We start from the raw sequence: 17,176 nt of genomic DNA, 5'->3' as shown, positions 1-17,176 counted from the left end.
CACTCACTTTTACCGCTTTCAGTGACCTGCACACCCCGGACAATCCCATGAATTGATCACGGCAGCTGCTCAAAAAAAAGCATATTCTTATCACTTTAACCACATTTACTATGCAGCAATTCTTGAATTAATTTATTTCATCGGCAAGCAGTTCTCCAAATTGGCACCTGCCCCGCTCAACTAAGACGCCTCTTTACTTTCATCACTTTAACCACATTTACTATGCATCCATTCTTGAAACTATCCACTGGCAAACAATCTTTTAATCTAGTTTCTTCCCCGATGGGTTGGCTGCAGGCAAGCACCACTTTTGCCATCTTCACCCGCTTGTGGCGTTCATTAACGCCGAATAAGGCTCAGGGTGGGGCCATTCTGGCGCTAACGGTGAGTGTCCTCTTGCTGGGCTTGCCGAGCCGGGGGCAGACGTTCAAAGCCGTCCCGCTGGACTGCGGGGGGTGGTTTAGTGGCTTTGCCCAGGCCGACAACGGGCGCCTCTACGGCTACGGTGATGTGTTCGGGGCCTGGCGCAGCGACAACGGGGGCACGAGCTGGAGCTACCTGAACTGGAGCATCCCCGGCGGCGACGTAGGGGGCCTGGGCATGGCCGTGCAGAAGAACAACGCCGACGTCGTCTACTACTCCACTGGCGACAAACTCTATAAGTCTACCAACGGCGGCACTAACTGGACCGTACTACTCAGCGACATCGGCGACAACACCCCGCGCTTCCGCGGTACCTCCCCGATCCTGATTCGCTCGAATGACCCCAACGAGATCTGGTTCGCCGGCCCGCGCAAGAACAAGCAGGGCTGGCTGTGGAAGTCATCTAACGGCGGGACCGACTGGGTCAAGGCCGGGGGGAGTAACTTCGACAGCAACCGGGCGCGCACCCTACACAACGTGTCCGCCTTTGCCAACCAGATCTGGGTGGGCTCCGACAACGGACTGTACGTCTCAACTGATGGGGGCAACAATTTCAGCCTGGTCGGCGGGTCGGGGCGCCTGAGCGAGGTGGGCATGATTGCGCGCTTCACCACTGGCACTTTCGCCGGCGTGGGCCTGGTCACGCGCAGCAATGGCGGGGGCGGGGGCATTTCGCGCATCACGGCCAGCAACTACAACGACGCCACCACTTACGCGGTGAGCGATGCGGCCACCAACAGCATCTATTTCGGCTACCCCACGGGCCTGCAGATCTTCTCCGACGGCTCGTCCAGCGCGTGGAACACCAGCGCGGATCGGCACGGCTTCAGCCCGGCGGGTAACGGCGGCCAACTCTTCACCGTGCGCTCCACCACGCTCAACACCTCCGTCGTGCCTATCTGGACCACGGCTGCTGAGATGGCCGCCAAAAATCATCCCGACTACGGCACGGATCAAGTGATCGAAGCGGTGGGCAACCCCAACAAATGGATGATCACCGGGGGCGGCGCCCCGATGTACAGCCTGGATAAGGGCCTGTCCTGGCAGTACTTTCCCAACGGTAGCGGCTTAGCCGCGGTTAAGGCGTATTTCCCTGGCATCAGTCGCCACGATGCCAATCGCGTCTACGTCCCCGCCAGCGATATCGGCTCGGCCATCGTCACCGATGGCGGCAACAGCGGCCAAGCTACTCTGAGTTCGCACAAGAGTTTCACCAGCCTGCATAGCGCCTTCCGCATTCTGGAAGGACCGGACACGCAGAATCTGGTGCTGGCCGGCGTCGATCAGGGCACCAATTCAACCTTGCTCCTGCGCTCCACCAACGGTGGTTCGAACTGGGATGTGGTGCCCCAGAGCGGCAACGGCCTACCGCCTTCCCGCGACGGCGTGACCAAGGCCGTTATGTCGTTCACCGACGCCAACGATTTCCTGGTCGTGCTCGCCTCCGGAACGGGCCAAGGCGGGCCGATTACTCCTGGCACGATCAATCCCGGGGTCTGGCGCACCACCAACGGCGGGGCGTCTTTCACGCAAGTGCAGGATCTGCCCAGGACGGGCCTGAGTACCGGGCATCGTTACGATCCGCAAAGCTGTTTCATTGAGCGCGACGCCGTGCAGCCCGACGTGCGGTACTTCGTTTCCCGGGACGCTCCCTTCTATCGCTCCACCAATGGGGGCACCAACTGGACCCCGCGCACGCATCCCTTCGCCAAGCCAGACGGTGGCGCCTTCTGGGCCTGGGACTTTCACGCCGATCCTGTTCGCGGGGGTAACCTGTGGGCGGCCGGCGACTTTGCGGGCGTAAAGGTATCGCGTGATGGCGGACAGACTTGGAACCCTACCGCCCAGTATATGAATGCCCGTTTGGTTTCTTCGTGCAATGGTAAGATTGCCGTGTTCGGCTCCATGGCTGGCGACGCCCAACCCCGTCTCTATTACTCCAGCGATGACGGGGCGACCTTTACCGCGCTCACCAGCCCGAGTTATAACTTCCACAGTGTGCAAGGCCTGGCCGTGGACCGCAGCGGCAAGGTGTGGGTGAGTTGGAACTCCGTCACGGTCGTGACGCCTTCTACGTTGACCAGTGCGCAGGCCGCAATTGCCCCCACCGCTTCGGCCGTTCAGGTTTACCCGAACCCGGCCGCAGGCAGTTTCAGCGTTACCACCGGAAAGGAGGGGGCCATGATCACGGTCAGGACGCTGGCCGGCAAGCTGATGAGCACGGTGAAGGCGAACAGCCAGCTGACCACGATCGATGCGGGTAGCTGGCCGGCTGGTATGTACTTTATCCAGGTACAAGCTGGCGCCGAAACAACCGTTAAGAAATTGGTGATCGCCAAATAAGGCCAGCGCCATTTATTTAAAAGGGTCACCCAAATGAGTGGGTGACCCTTTTTTGTATAACCATATCGAGACCGGCCGGGCCTTTGAGCAGATGGCCCCCGGCGCCCGGCTACGGCCTGGATCAGCCACAATAGGTCCGCGCGCTGGTGGGTGACCTTGCAGCCCGATCTGCGCTGGGTAGACCAGGCCGGGCGTTGGCCGGGGCTGGCCGTGCCGGTGCGGGTCGACACGACGCGCTATCCGGCACCGGTCTTCTGCCGGCCACACGCTGTTACCTCATCAACTCGCCGGAACCGGGTGCCACCCACATGCTGGTCATTGTGGGCGGGCACTAAACGGTCGAGAATTAGCTCCATTGGCGCCTGGGCGTGACCCTGGGTCAGGCAGGATGCGCATCGACTGCGTGACTAACAAGCGGCGGAAACCTGGTGCTGGCGCGCGAAATGGCTCTGAACCTATTGCGAGGTGATGCCGGCCGTGTCAGCCTAAAAAGCAAACGAACGCATTCAGGCTGGAATAACAATTATTTAGGGGAGCTGATACCTTCATTGCTAAACGCATTTAGGCTGCCTAAAAACATGGGATGTTGTTAGATTTCGATCACGCGGCCGGCCTCATTCGGGAAATAAATATTTATTGTTGATACTGGTAAAGTTATAATAAGAGTGTGCCGCATCCTGCCTGGTTGTGGTGAGGCTTCTACCAGAGGTGAACAAGACTCTCCCGGGGTCGATAAAAACCGGTCAGGCGCTCGAAAGGTCTTGTTCAGTTGCGGCAGCAGTCTTACGCGCGTGGAAAAATGTTGCTAGTTCCGGGGTAAGTCTTTTCCAGCACAGAAAGGAACATTTGCTCTCTTCGAAGCCGCAAGAAGCTGCTGCGCATGGGTTGGGGCGGCTTTTGGTCAACACTGCCTGCCTTAGCGCGGGCACCTGAATCGGTGGTGAATCAGGTGCTGCGGGGTATGATCTAGTCCCCCACGGCTTCCCAGCCAAAAGACTCAATACCTGCTTAAGAACCCTCGCCATGAAGAATAGCAAGCTTGTAGTTTATTCCTGTGAATTATCTGAAAAAACATTATTTGCTAAATAATATTTATATTATAATATAATATGAAGGCATACTGGTAAATTTATCAAATGATTGCACTATATCAGCCTGATTTTTTGATAAACTAAAAATTGGAACTAAATAAAATGAGAAAAAACCTATTAATTTCGTCGCCTTCAATGGGCTACGCTTCTCCCAAACAATCCCAAGGTTCAATAGCTGGTGCTTACTCCAGTCAAAAAAGGCGTCTCCTTAATACCTCAGCGCCCTAAATGCATTCGCTATTTAAACATATTGTATGCATCTTTTTTTAAATTTATTCATCGGCAAGCAGTCTACCGAATGGGCTTCTTCCCTGATAAGTTTGCTGCTGATAAGCCCCACTTTTGCCGGCCTCAGCCACCTCTGGCGTTGCCTGATGCCGAAAAAAGAGCAGGTTAGAGCAGCGCTCATCTTGGCTACGGCTGCCGTGCTTCTCTGCTTGCCGAGCCGGGGGCAGACGTTCAAAGCCGTCCCGCTGGACTGCGGGGGGTGGTTTAGTGGCTTTGCCCAGGCCGACAACGGGCGCCTCTATGGCTATGGTGACGTCTACGGGGCCTGGCGCAGCGACAACGGGGGCACCACCTGGAGCTACCTGAACTGGAGCATCCCCGGCGGCGACATCGCCGGCACGGGCATGGCCGTGCAGAAGAACAACGCCGACGTGGTATACTACTGCACCGGTAGTGCGCTCTGGAAGTCTACCAATGGTGGTGGTAGCTGGAACGCGCTGCTCTCCGACCTCGGTGATAGCAATGACATCTACCAAGGGACCCCGCGCTTCCGGGGCACCTCGCCGATCCTGATTCGCTCGAATGACCCCAACGAGATCTGGTTCGCTGGCCCGCGCAAGGGACAGCAGGGCTGGCTGTGGAAGTCTTCCGACGGCGGGGACCACTGGGTCAAAGCTGGGGGGAATAACTTCGACAGCAATCGGGCGCGCACCCTGCACAACGTGGCGGCTTTTGCCAACCAGATCTGGGTGGGTTCCGACAATGGGCTTTACGTTTCCACCGACGGGGGCGATAACTTTAATCTGGTTGGCGGCTCGGGTCGCCTGAGCGAGGTGGGCATGATCGCCCGCTTCACCACCGGCACTTTCGCCGGTGTCGGCCTGGTGACTCGCTCGAACGGTGGTGGTGGGGGCATCTCTCGTATTACAGCTACCGACTATGGCAACGCCGCCACCTACTCGGTAACTGATGCGGCGACCAACAACATCTATTTCGGTTACCCCACCGGGCTGCAGATCTTCTCCGACGGCTCAGCCAGCGCGTGGAACACCAGCGCGGATCGGCATGGCTTTAGCCCAGCCGGTAACGGGGGCCAGCTCTTCACCGTGCGCCCGACCACGCTCAATACATCGGTCGTGCCCATCTGGACCACGGCCGCCGCGCTGGCGGCCCGAAACACGCCCGACTACGGCAGCGACCAGGTCATCGAAGCGGTGGGCAACCCCAACAAATGGATCATCACCGGCGGCTTCGCCCCAATGTATAGCCTGGACAAGGGGCTGTCCTGGCAATACTTCCCCAACGGCAGCGGCCTGGCCGGGGTCAAAACCTACCTGGCCAGCGTCAGCCGCTACGATGTCAACCGTATCTACGTGCCGGGCAGCGATATCGGCTCGGCCATCATCACCGACGGGGGCAGCAGCGGCCAAGCCACGTTCTGTTCGAACAAGAGCTATAATGGCCTGCACGGCACCTTCCGGGTGCTGGAAGGCCCGAACACGCAGAACCTGGTGCTGGCCGGCCTCGACCAAGGAGCCAGTGCCACCCTGATCCTGAAGTCGAGCAACGGGGGCGCGAGCTGGGACGTGGTGAGCCAGACCGGCAACGGGCTGCCACGCTCGCTCGACGGCATCACCAAGTCGGTCATGTCCTTCACCGACGCCAACGACTTCCTGGTCGTGCTCGCCTCCGGCACGGCTCATAGCGACCCGATTCCCCCCGGGCTCGATCAATCCCGGGGTCTGGCGCACCACCAACGGCGGGGCGTCGTTCACGCAAGTGCAGGATCTGCCCACTACTGGCCTGCAGACCGGGTTTCGCTACGGCCCCTCGGACTGCTTCATCGAGCGCGACGCCGTGCAGCCCGACGTGCGGTATTTCATTGCCCGGGACGCGCCCTTCTACCGCTCCACCAACGGGGGCACGAACTGGACCGCGCGCACCCATCCCTTCGCGCTGAACGTGTGGGCCTGGGACCTGCACGCCGACCCGGTGCGCGGGGAGAACCTGTGGGCGGCCGGCGATTATGCCGGGGTGAAAGTCTCGCGGGACGGGGGCCAGAGCTGGACGCCCACGGCCCAATACATAAACGCCCGCTTGGTATCTTCCTGCGACGGCAAGATCGCCGTATTCGGTTACAAAGCCGGCGACGCCCAACCGCGCCTGTACTATTCCGACGACGATGGGGTGACCTTTCGAGCGCTGACCAGCCCGAATTATAACTTCCACGGGGTGTAAGGGATTACCGTGGATCGCAACGGCAAGGTGTGGGTGAGCTGGAACTCCGTCACCGTCGTGAATCCTATCGTGCCGCTGCCCGTTACCCTAACCGCCTTCACCGCCGAGCGGCAGGGCCGGGGCGCCCGGTTGCGCTGGACCACGGCCAGCGAGCAAAACAGCGCTTTCTTCGTTGTGGAGCGCAGCCCCGACGGGCGCACGTTCGCTCGGGTCGGGCAAGTCGCCGCGCGGGGCCACAGCACCCAAGCAGTTAACTACGAGTTTACCGACCCGGAACCGGCCAATGTCGGAGCCCAGGTGCTCTACTACCGGCTGCGCCAGGAAGACTTCGACGGCACGGCCACCTACTCCCCGGTGCGCACCATCACCGTCCCATCGGACGGAGGAGTAGCCCTTTCCCCCAACCCAGCCCAGGGCGCCCAGGATGTGCAACTCACTGGTGCCGCCCCGCTGGTGCCCGTGACGGTCGTAGATGCGGTCGGGCGCGTCCGGCTCACCGCCCGCACCGACGCCCAAGGGCAGGCCGTACTACCCTTGGCCGCGGGCCAGCTGCCCGCCGGAATATACGTGGTACGCGCCGGCCAGCTGGCGGTGAAGCTGCAGGTTGAATAAGCCGCCCGCTCGACGTAGTGAGCGTCGAAGCAAACCAATTCTTCGGCCGAGTAGAGGACCTGCGACAGCAGTTGCACCGGCTACAACAGGGATTTGAGGAGCCCGTAGTTCTGCACGTTGCCCCGAACGGCAGAGGGGTACGTCAATTCCAAGCGGTACTTAAGCAACGTCGGCCAGGGTGGTGCGGTTAGGCGCCCGTAACCAGTGCTTTATAGTAGTTGGCCAAGCCGGCTGCGGTGGTGCCGACAAGGCCAAAGTTGCCTAAATCTAAGCCAAGCAGTAATGGTGGTCGTGGGGTCGAAATAACCAAGTCAAGAGGCCTTAGCTCAAAAAATAACCCCGCTGCCCTTAATCTGGGCAGCGGGGCTTTTGCAGAAAGAAGGAGAGAAAAGCAAGGGGTAGTCAGAGCGTTAACTCAGCCGCCGAAGCCACCCCCGCCCTGGGGCGCGGCCTCAATCTTCTTGCCCGGCTTGCTGGCCCCGACGTACCAGGTGAAGCCCAGCCAGCCCACCCGGGTTTCGTCTTTGGCGTAGCGGTAGCTGCGGAGGGCGTCGGTTTCGATTTCGCTGCGGTACTCCAAGGTGTTGAATAGGTCCGACACCCGCAGCGTCAGGGCCGCCCGGTCCGAGAACAAGCGCTGGCGCAGGGCGAGGTCCATTTGCCCCTGGGCCAGTTGCCGACCCTGGGCCGTGAGCGAGGCGGAGCGCAGGTTGCCACTCAGCTGGATGTCCAGGGTCCGGCGGATGGTGAAGCTGTTGTTCAGGCGCACGGTGCCCACTAAGGTCTGGCGGTTGTTGCCGAAGCTGTTGGCGGCAATCTGGGCGCGGTAGATGGACGTGCTGGCATTCAGGCGCCACCACTTGGTCAGGGGCTGGTTCAGGCTAAACTCGGCGCCGATGTTGGTGGTGGTGCCGAAGTTGAGGTAGGTTTCGGCCGTCACGAGGCCCGCGCCGGGGCCGGCGAGGCGGGTGGCAACGGTGTCGACGTAGCGTAAGCGCTGGATGGAATTGGTAGTGATGCGGGTGAAGACGGTGCTGGTAATCGTGGCCTGGCCTAAGTTCATTTGGTGACCCAGCTCCACGTTGTGGCTGAACTCGGCCTGTAAGCGGGCGTTGCCGCGGCGGTAGCTGCGCGGGTCCTGGTAGATGTCGAGCGGCAGTTGCTGCATGAAGTTGGGGCGGTTAAGACGGCGGGCGTAGCTCAGCTGCAAGCGGTTCTGGCCGGGCTCCTGGCCCAACTCCCGGCTGATGTTGGCGGAGGGAAAGAAGTTGAGGTAGTCCTGGTTGAGGCTGCCGCGCTGGGTGATGCCGACGCCACCTTCCACGGTGCCACTCATGCGGGTGTACTCCGAGCGCAGCCCTACCTGAGTGCTCCACTTAGCTCCCAGGGGCCGCTGCACCGTTACGTAAGCCGCGGGCACCAGCTGCTCCGAGGTGTAGGTAAGCGAGCGGGTGGGGTCGTCCTGAAATTCGTCGGGGCGGCTTTCGCTGGCATACCCGAATTTATTGGAGCCTTTGTTGGCTTGGCGCTCGAACTTCGCGCCCACTTCCAGGCGGCCTTTGCCCTCGGCGAACGGGTGGGTGTAGTCTACTTTGCCGTATTGGATGTCGGCCACCACGGCGAGCAACTGGCGGGCGCCGGGCTGCGGAACTTGCACCGAGCCGGGCTCCGCGTACTGCCGCTGAACCACGGGGGCGGTGGCATCAATTCGCACGCCGCCCAGGTTGGCCGTCAGCTCGCGGCCTTTGTGCGCGGCCCAAGTGCGGCGGTAGTCGCTGCTGTATTCCAGGATATTCACCTTCACGTCCAGGTCCTGCTGGCCGCGGACGCGCTGCACGGGAGCGCTGCCGGTTTGCTGGGTCAGGTCCTGGCCTTCGCCTTCGAGGTTTTGCTCGGTACCCGGCGACACGCTCAAGCTCAGGCTTTGGTCTTTCGGTAATTCCAGCTGCACGCCCACTTCCACGGAATGGTTGCGATGAGTCTCCCGACCAGTTCCTGCTTGCGTAGTGCGCACGGTTTGAGGCTGCTCGCCAAGGCTCAGGAGCGCGGTTTGCTCCGAGCGGCCGCGGCTCCCGAAGGTTACGTCGCGGCCGTTATAGCTCGCCGACCAGGTGGCTTTGCCCACCTTACGGCTCAAGCTCAGGTTGCCACTGTATTTGTCCCGCGTACCCACGAGCAGGGTGGCGGTGCCGTTGGTCCCGTTCTTAGCTTCTTTTTTGGTGATGAGGTTGATCACCCCGCCGCCGCCCGAGGCATCGTACTTCGCCGAAGGGTTCGTGATAACTTCAACCTGAGCAATGCGCGAGGCGGGAATCTGGTCGAGGCGTGGGCCGCCCGCGCCGCCGTTGCCCGTGCCAGCGGGCTTGCCGTCGATCAGGATGGTGAGGTTGGAGGAGCCGCGCATGCTCACGGTTCCGTTCACGTCTACGCTGACCGAGGGCACGTTTTGCAGCACGTTGGCCGCGGTGCCGCCCACGCTGCCCAGGTCCTTTTCCACGTTAATCACGCGCTTGCCCAACTCCTCCACCACGGTAGCTTTCGTGCCGGTAACCAGCACCTCACCCAGCTTCGTGGCGGTGGCCGCGCTCATCTTCAGCCCGGGCAGCTGCAGGGCCGGCGCGGCCTCCGTTAGGGTAAAGCGCCGCCGCAACGGTTTGTAGTTCAGGTCTTGCACCCGCAGCAAGTAAGTGCCCAGGGGCAGCGAAGCAGCCTTGAAGGTGCCTTGCTCAGAGGTTTGAGCTACGGCCACAAACGTGGAATCGGCCGCGCGCAGCAGCAGCACGTCGGAGAACGGCACGGGCTGGCTCGTGCCTTCTTCTACCAGGCTACCACTTACGCTGCCGGGACCGGTAGTCTGGGCGGCGGCCCCCAGCGGCAGTAGTAAAGAAGCCAGGGCCAATCCGCGCAGAGAATGGCCAAAATGAGACAATGTGAGGGCAATAGTGAAGGGTTTCATGGTGCAGGAGGGTAATGTGGTTGGGGCGGGGGTGGAGCTCTGGTCCGGCCGCGGCCGCGGTTCCGCGGCGGAGAGAGCTAACCCCAGCGCCCGGCCCCGGTGAGTGAGGGGTAGTAGCGAGGTAGCGGGTGGTCTTTGGTACACGCTAACGTCAGCTACTGGGCTAACAACAGAACAAATGTAGGGCAGGTACTTTGTAAAGCAAGGTACTGTTACAAAAATATGCTCCAAGTGGGCTTCGTTGTTTCATTATTGCCTGATTATCAGACAGAAAAAATTATGAGAAATTTTAGCAACCCTCGCCATTCTTCTGCTTCGAGAAGCTTAGGCTCTAAAACCGGATGCTGTCTGGTTCTTCTCCGTTGCCTGAGCTAGGGGCTGCGTTGTGTCCTCCAGCAGCCGGGCACCGCTTCCTCCCCAACTTTCCCCGAAAGCGTTGACGGTGGGTCGCTCCGGCAGAATGTGCCCAACCCCACCAGTAGCACCACCCTGATTCGTTACCGCATCCCATAGCGGGCCCACCCGGCGCAGATCAACCTCTACTCGCTCAAAGGAGAAATGCTGCCAAGCTTCCCCTCACCCAACGAGGGGAAAGACAGGCCTCGATGAATGCCACGAACCTGCTTGAGGGCGTCTACGTCTATCGGCTACTCATTAGATAGCAAACAAGTAGACGCCAGAAAGCTGCTCCGCAATGGCTAAACTTTAGTAAATGGCCCTATGTATACGCTAAGCACTCAGCGTATATATAGGGCCTACTTGTCTTTGATTGCATCAGCCCGGGTTCCATACCGGGTGGAGTCGTCCGCCAGCATGGGGCAACCGGGCACGAGAAAGCCTTGCCGATGAGGCTATTCTTCTCAAGACTCAAAGCCGACCGGTTACTTGACCAGCACAGCTTTTTTGCAGCCTTTCAGACCCGTAGGGTTGTGTAGCTCATTCTGTGGAGCCATCCCTACCACTCGGTTAGCTGTATTTAAGCCCAACCGCCTGACCCTGCGTTAGAGTCAGGCGGTTGGCACCGTTGATCGTCCCTGAATAGAGACCTATTTAGTAATAACCAACTTAGCCGATTTGGCGGTTTTGCTGCCCTGTACGGTCACGATGAACAATCCCTGAGGCAGGTGGCCTACTGACAGCGTCACCTCCGGCGCACCCGGTTGTACTTGCTGGCGCAGGAATGGCTTGCCGGCCATGTCGCTCATCTTCACCTGCACGGCAGACTCTCCTTTGAAGCCTTCCAGGCTGATGGTCACCTCCCGGCTGGCCGGATTGGGATGCAGTTTGAGCATTAGCGCTTCAGTCGGCTGGCTGCTTTCTACCTTGGTGTTGGTTATAGTTGTTGGATTGCAGCGTGTAGGTGATATTTTGGCTATAAATTGAGCATTCGTGGCTATTGTGTTGCCATTATTATTAACCGGGCTAAGTATAGCAGATAAATTGCTGCTATTTAATTGCGGGTTTATGGCTTGTAAAGTATCTGAGCTTTGGGTAGTATTTTGCTTTAAAAGCATAAAACCCTTCAATTGATGATAATCTATTCTATTAGAAGCTGTCCCCGTGACTGTGTAATTTAACGCAATAGGAAGTGAGCTAGCGGTAGGGCTTGACAATGAAATGCTTTTCTTGGTACAAATCCTTTTAGAGATGGTATCATTATCTGTATTTGTTAACGTGAGGCTTTTACTAGGCATAGAACTCAGATACCTAATATTTAAATTCACGTTTACTTGAGAAAGTACGTTGGAAAATACCGCGCTGTTATTCGCCACTGTGTTTAACGTGGGATGAATAACTGTTAAATCGATATTGATATCCTTGGCTCCGGGCGAGTTGTTCCAACCATTTATCCAAGCAAACTTGTAATTGGTCCTGTACTCCAAAGTGCTTCTAGCAAAGGTGATTCCTCCCAGATATTGGATAGGGTCCCTGTAATCCTGTACTTCAAGCCAGATAGGGTAATTGTAAGGTAGATTCGTGCTTTGAGATACGTTCTTGAATACGCAGTCGTTAAAAATTAAGGGCATATTATGTGCGGATTTACTCGCTGCAAAGGCTGGCCGGTAGCTACCATCTACAAAACATCGATTAAAGGTGATGAGCCCGGTTAAGTTCTCATTTTTGGGTTCAGTATAAGAGATCTCTGCCCCTTGATAAATCTCAGCCAATGGATCACAATTATATGAAAAATAACAGTCATCCACAGAAACAGATATTCTACTTGCTGATGTAAGTTTATAAAAACCGAAACTAAGGCCCGGACCGAAGTTATTGGTGAATTTGCATTTTCTTATTTGAATGTTTTCAACAAATTCATCTTCACTATCTGGTTCAATGTCGATACCACTCCCAGGGGGAGTGCCCTTGGTATTGCTAAATGTGCAGTTTTCTATGAATACATTTTTGGCAGATATGATGCTACAACCCTGCCTTTTATTATTATCAAAAACACAATCGGTGATTCTGACATTGTTGCAGAAGTATTGTCCACCCTCCCAGCCCATCAGGATTAGGCCATCTCCTCCACTATCTTTCACTAACAGGCCTGATATGGAAATATTGTTGCAGTCAGTTAAATCTATAGCATGGCGAAATTCGCCATCTAAGTATTCGGACTTAATCATTTCGAAGGTAGCACCATAGCCTATAATTTTAAAGTTAGCACAAGTATTGAGTTTCAGCAAGGTGGCATAGGTGTCGGCAAACGCGCCGCTCTTGGCTTTCAAGGTTACACCATAGTCAAATATAATTGTCTTGTTAGACTTATTAAAAATAGTTATTGGCTGCACTATCCAAGGGCTTCCAGTATTTTTAACCACTATGGTGTCAGCGCTTGAATTTATTGCATTTCTCACAATAGTAGTAACATCGGTGCTATTAAAAACTTGAGCATCAAGTACAATCTTTGTCCCATAACTGCTAAACGTGGTTAGTATAAGTAGTACAATAAATCCAAAACGGGCGAAAGCCTTGCCATTGGCCAATGCCGTATCATCGGAATGGGTACTTGAGGCGGACTGGCCAAAGCCCAGCCTGGTAACAGCAATACCAAGAAAGAGGGATGAAGTATATATTTTCATAAATTAAGGCTAGTTAAGAAGATAGATAAGCATAAATAAAAGCGATAAAATTGGAATAACCATACTGCTTGCCTGGTAAGTTTACGAGTATGTATAATTATTGCAACCTAAAAGCCGTAAAAATCCTGATCACGTCATCTATATTGCCTTTCATCTTCGCCGTGTCGCCGGCGATGGATGTGGTTTTTTAAAGATAACCACCGAATATCAATGGGGGCTTTAGTAAATGGGCCACCGTGGCAACGGGATAATTGTACATCAGGTGATTCGAATAGCATAAATCCCGATGCCTTTCTAAGGTTACCCTTATTCCGACTAGCTCACTAGAGAACATGTTGTTAACTTATCTACCCAAAGGCTAAGAGTCGCCCCTTTATAAATTTGCAACTAATTATCAATCAAAGAATTATATGCTTAACGTACATGCACTCCGTTACCAAGGTGGCCCATTTGCTAAAGGAGCCCAAAAATCTCCAGCCGATATTTTCTGCCCCTTTAAGTAAGGCGAATGGCACGGTGTATTGTTGGCCTGCGTAGTTCAGAATAAGCCAGGCGGTGGTTGTTCAGAGTCTTGACCGTCAGGTGGGCTTCTGAACGCAACCATTCGTATTCAATTTTACACCAGAATGTTTCGAGTTGAGGTAGGGGCCGTAAGCTGGGAGGTAGAAAATATCCCCTTCTTGTGCTTCCCACGCCGCCAACCGGGCCTGGAAAGCAGCCGTGGGGTGGATTTTGGCATTGTCGAGCACCAGCACGGTGGAGCGGATGCGCGGGGCGGCCTAGGCATCGAGCGCGTCGATGACAAAGGCCGCGTTTAGGGAGCCTTTGCGGGCGACGGCATGCAGGCCGTTAGTGGTGGCGTTATAGAAGCCCAGCACATTGAAGCGCTGGCTGTGACGGGCGGCGTGGCGACCTGCTCGCCGGGGAACTGCCAGCAACTAGGGACAACCAGATGAGCGACTCCATCACTGTCAAGAGAGGGGCGTTGCTTTGGCGCTAACGTGAGTAAACCGTTAGCCTATGTTATCGCGGGTCGCCAACCGGTGGCTAATGGCAAGGAGGGGGTAGCTTTTCCGAGGGAGTAGCAAATACGCATACTTCTTTGAGGGGCGCAAAGGAGCGTTTAGCTTTATGGCAGTCTATGTAGTGAGCACCAGCAGTCGGGCCCTCAGTTTTTGACGGGTTTGGTTTAGGCCATGTGAGGACGCTTTTGTCTTGACTCGCCGCGCCGTCGCACCCCTTAACTGGCTGCGCAAAACCTCAAAAAGCCCGCCTGGCTAACGTGGCCAAGCGGGCTTTAAAATTTAGGTAAGAACAAGTCAGCAGGCCGGGCTTCGAATCGCACCTGAGATGAAAAGCTGGTCAGGCCGGTAGCTATTTCCGCTTAACCGGCGCTTTGACTTTGGGCTTCGCGGCGTCTTCAACAGCTAACCCATTGCGGTAGGTTACGGAGCGCTCCTCCGTTTTGCCATCGGCCTTATAGTACTTCCAGACGCCACTCTGCTTGCCGTTGCGGTATTGGCCGCTCACGGCCAGTGTCCCATCTTCCCGGAATTCGCGGAAAGGACCCAGCAGCAGATTGCGCACGTAGGTCGTTTCTTTCCGCACCTTGCCGGAGGGGAAAAACTCCTGCGCATTGCCAGCCATAAACCCATTCAGGTAGGGCTGACGGCTTTGTACCGCCCCATTTTCGAAGTAAGTAACCCGCTCACCCAGCAGGCGGCCGGTGGGGCCGTAGGTTTCGGTTTTGCGGAGCGTCTTGCCATCGGGGTAAAACTCGCGCCAGGTGCCAGCGGGCCGGTTATTCTTGTACTGCTCCTCGGCTTGCGGAAGCTGGCCGGCCGCGTCGTGATAGCGCGTCACTTTGCGGTCGCGGCCGTTGTCGCTGTAATCAATTTCTTCGCGCAGGTTGCCGTTTTCAAAGTACTCCTGGGCGTGGCCAGTGGGCACGCCGTTGCGGTAGGTCATTTTAGTTTTCACCTGGCCGCTTTCGTAGTAGCTCGTGGCGGGCCCGTCGAGGTTATTGGTGCCGGTGGGCGGGGCCACCCGGGCGGTCAGGTCGTCGCCGAGCTGGTTTTTCACGCGGCGCTGCACCAGGGGAGCCGGGGCGTAGGTGCTCTCCGTTTGTAGCTTACCGCTCGGGTAGTAGCTGCGGTATTGCCCGCGGCCTTTTTTGTTGGCCAGTACCTCGGTCTCCACCTGGCCGTTGGGATAGTACGTCTTGTACGGACCCGACAGCAGCCCCCGGGTAAAGCTGCCCTCGCTCTGCACCGCGCCATTGGGATAGAAGAACTTCACGGGCCCGTTCGGCTGGCCGTCCACGTAGGTGATTTCGGCCTGGGTCTTGCCGTCCGGGTATAGCGCCTTCAGGGGGCCGTTGGGCTGGCCCTTGGTTAGGGTGGTGCGCAGCTTTACTTCGCCGGAGGGGTGGTAAAACGTCAGCTCACCGGAGGGCTCGTCGTTCTCGAACGTGCCCTCCTGAGCCACCTTGCCATTGTCGTAGTACGTTTTGAAGGGTCCCTGGCGAATGCCGGCGCGGTAAGTCGTTTCGAGCCGGCGGTTACCGGTCGGGTGAAACTCCACGTAGGCCGAGTCCCGCTTGCCCTGGGTGAAGCTGGTTTGCTGTTCCAGCTTTCCGTTGCGATAGTAGCGTCGGTACGTACCCTGGGGCACCGTGTCGGCGCCCACGAGGGCCTGGTACACTTCGCGCTTGCGCACGTTGGTTGAGTCGTAATACGTTACCAAGCGGCGTAGGCGCTGGCCGGGTGAGGGCCAGGCCACCATCAGCAGTAGAAAAGGCAATAGGTACTTCATGGGCGCATGAACGCAGAAAGCAGAATTTCCGTGCGGCACCAGGGACCAGTAAATTCCACGCCAACCGAGCCCACCACCCGGTGAGGCTTAGCTGAAGCCGGCTGGCGCCCGTTTATAAACGCTCGATCACGATGGCGCTGGCCCCGCCGCCGCCGTTGCAAATGCCGGTGACGCCGATTTTGCCGCCTTCGTTTTTCAGCACGTTCACGAGCGTGGTCACGATGCGCGCGCCGGAAGCTCCCAGCGGGTGGCCCAGGCTGACGGCACCGCCGTAGAGGTTTACCTTGGTGCCATCCAGGTTCAACAGTTGGTTGTTGGCCAGGCTCACCACCGAAAAGGCTTCGTTGATTTCGTAGAAGTCCACGTCGGCGGCCGTCTTGCCGGCGTTTTTCAACGCTTTGGGAATGGCCAGGGCCGGCGAGGTGGTGAACCACTCGGGAGCCTGCTCAGCGTCGGCAAAGCCCAAAATGCGGCCGATGGGAGTGAGGCCCAGGGCTTCGGCTTTCTCGCGGCTCATCAGCAGCACGGCGGCGGCACCATCGTTCAGAGTCGAGGCATTGGCGGCCGTCACGGTGCCGTTTTCTTTCAGGAAAGCTGGCTTCAGGCCGGGCACTTTAGCGAAGTCGACTTTGAGGTACTCTTCATCGTCCTCAATCACCGTGGTTTTGCCGCGGCTCTCGATGGTTACGGGCACGATTTCGTCCTTCTTCTTGCCGGCTTTGGCGGCCGCGGCGCTGCGGGTATAGCTTTCGATGGCGAAAGCATCCTGCTGCTCGCGCGTAAAGCCCATTTCCTTGGCCGTGTTCTCGGCCGCGTTGCCCATGGCGTAGTTGTGGTAAGGGTCCCACAGGCCGTCGCGCACCAAGCCATCAATCATTTGGCCATGACCGTACTTGGCGCCAAATCGGGCTTTGTCCAGGTAGTAAGGCACGTTGCTCATGCTCTCCATGCCACCCGCCAGCACCACGTCCGACTGCCCCAGCATAATGGCCTGGGCGGCAAACATGATGGCCTTGGAGCCCGAGGCGCACACCTTGTTCACGGTAGTACATTCCACCGTGTCGGGCAGGCCCGCTTTCTTGGCGGCCTGCCGGGCCGGCGCCTGGCCCAGGTTAGCTGAAATTACGTTGCCCATAATCACTTGCTCAACTTCCGACGGGGCCACCCCGGCTTTGTCGAGGGCGCCTTTTAGGGCAATGCCGCCCAGCTCCGTGGCCGACAACGACGCCAGCGCCCCGCCAAATGAGCCAATCGGCGTCCGCACGGCAGAAATGATGACAACTTCTTTGATTTGCATACAGAATCGTAAATAAGGTTGGGTGGGAATCAGGCCGCAAAAGTACGGATTTACAACCCCCGAACCGTCGCCGCCCAAATAACGGCCGGCGCGC

Annotated in this window: 9 protein-coding genes; 3 read left to right on the top strand and 6 right to left on the bottom strand. The window is 57.5% G+C overall.

Annotation, left to right across the window (positions count from 1 at the left end):
* Positions 1–282 precede the first annotated feature (282 nt).
* The 3 genes from IC235_RS08925 (at position 283) to IC235_RS08915 (ending at position 6,935) form a co-directional block, all read left to right on the top strand.
* Complete coding sequence (locus IC235_RS08925; RefSeq protein ID WP_191004827.1) at positions 283–2,766, top strand: T9SS type A sorting domain-containing protein; 2,484 nt, start codon at positions 283–285, stop codon at positions 2,764–2,766.
* A 1,345-nt stretch (positions 2,767–4,111) separates the two neighbouring features.
* Positions 4,112–6,307, top strand: a complete 2,196-nt coding sequence (locus IC235_RS08920) for a beta propeller repeat protein (RefSeq protein WP_191004826.1) — start codon at positions 4,112–4,114, stop codon at positions 6,305–6,307.
* 25 nt (positions 6,308–6,332) lie between these two features.
* Complete coding sequence (locus tag IC235_RS08915) at positions 6,333–6,935, top strand: T9SS type A sorting domain-containing protein (RefSeq protein WP_191004825.1); 603 nt, start codon at positions 6,333–6,335, stop codon at positions 6,933–6,935.
* Between the two features lie 415 nt (positions 6,936–7,350).
* Here IC235_RS08915 and IC235_RS08910 read toward each other — a convergent pair whose 3' ends face one another.
* The 6 genes from IC235_RS08910 to IC235_RS08885 all read right to left on the bottom strand — a co-directional run bounded on the left by IC235_RS08910 (position 7,351) and on the right by IC235_RS08885 (position 17,082).
* Positions 7,351–9,891 carry an outer membrane beta-barrel protein gene (locus tag IC235_RS08910; RefSeq protein WP_191004824.1) on the bottom strand — a complete coding sequence of 847 codons (2,541 nt, stop codon included), beginning with the start codon at positions 9,889–9,891 and terminating at the stop codon, positions 7,351–7,353.
* Positions 9,892–10,937: 1,046 nt separating this feature from the next.
* The gene (locus tag IC235_RS08905) at positions 10,938–12,971 is read right to left on the bottom strand and encodes a right-handed parallel beta-helix repeat-containing protein (protein WP_191004823.1); all 2,034 of its coding nucleotides are present in this window, start codon (positions 12,969–12,971) and stop codon (positions 10,938–10,940) included.
* A gap of 578 nt (positions 12,972–13,549) precedes the next feature.
* On the bottom strand, positions 13,550–13,726 hold the full coding sequence (locus tag IC235_RS08900) for a transposase (RefSeq protein WP_191004822.1): 177 nt from the start codon (positions 13,724–13,726) through the stop codon (positions 13,550–13,552).
* 24 nt (positions 13,727–13,750) lie between these two features.
* The gene (locus tag IC235_RS08895) at positions 13,751–13,909 is read right to left on the bottom strand and encodes a hypothetical protein (protein WP_191004821.1); all 159 of its coding nucleotides are present in this window, start codon (positions 13,907–13,909) and stop codon (positions 13,751–13,753) included.
* Between the two features lie 436 nt (positions 13,910–14,345).
* Entirely contained in the window at positions 14,346–15,785 is a 1,440-nt protein-coding gene (locus IC235_RS08890) for a toxin-antitoxin system YwqK family antitoxin (RefSeq protein WP_191004820.1), read from the bottom strand.
* Positions 15,786–15,897: 112 nt separating this feature from the next.
* Positions 15,898–17,082, bottom strand: a complete 1,185-nt coding sequence (locus IC235_RS08885; protein ID WP_223847163.1) for an acetyl-CoA C-acyltransferase — start codon at positions 17,080–17,082, stop codon at positions 15,898–15,900.
* Positions 17,083–17,176: the final 94 nt, after the last annotated feature.

The organism is Hymenobacter montanus, from assembly GCF_014699115.1.
Classification (GTDB): Bacteria; Bacteroidota; Bacteroidia; order Cytophagales; family Hymenobacteraceae; genus Hymenobacter; species Hymenobacter montanus.
The sequence above is the reverse complement of the archived record's forward strand: the minus strand, read 5'-3'. Positions and strand labels throughout refer to the sequence as shown.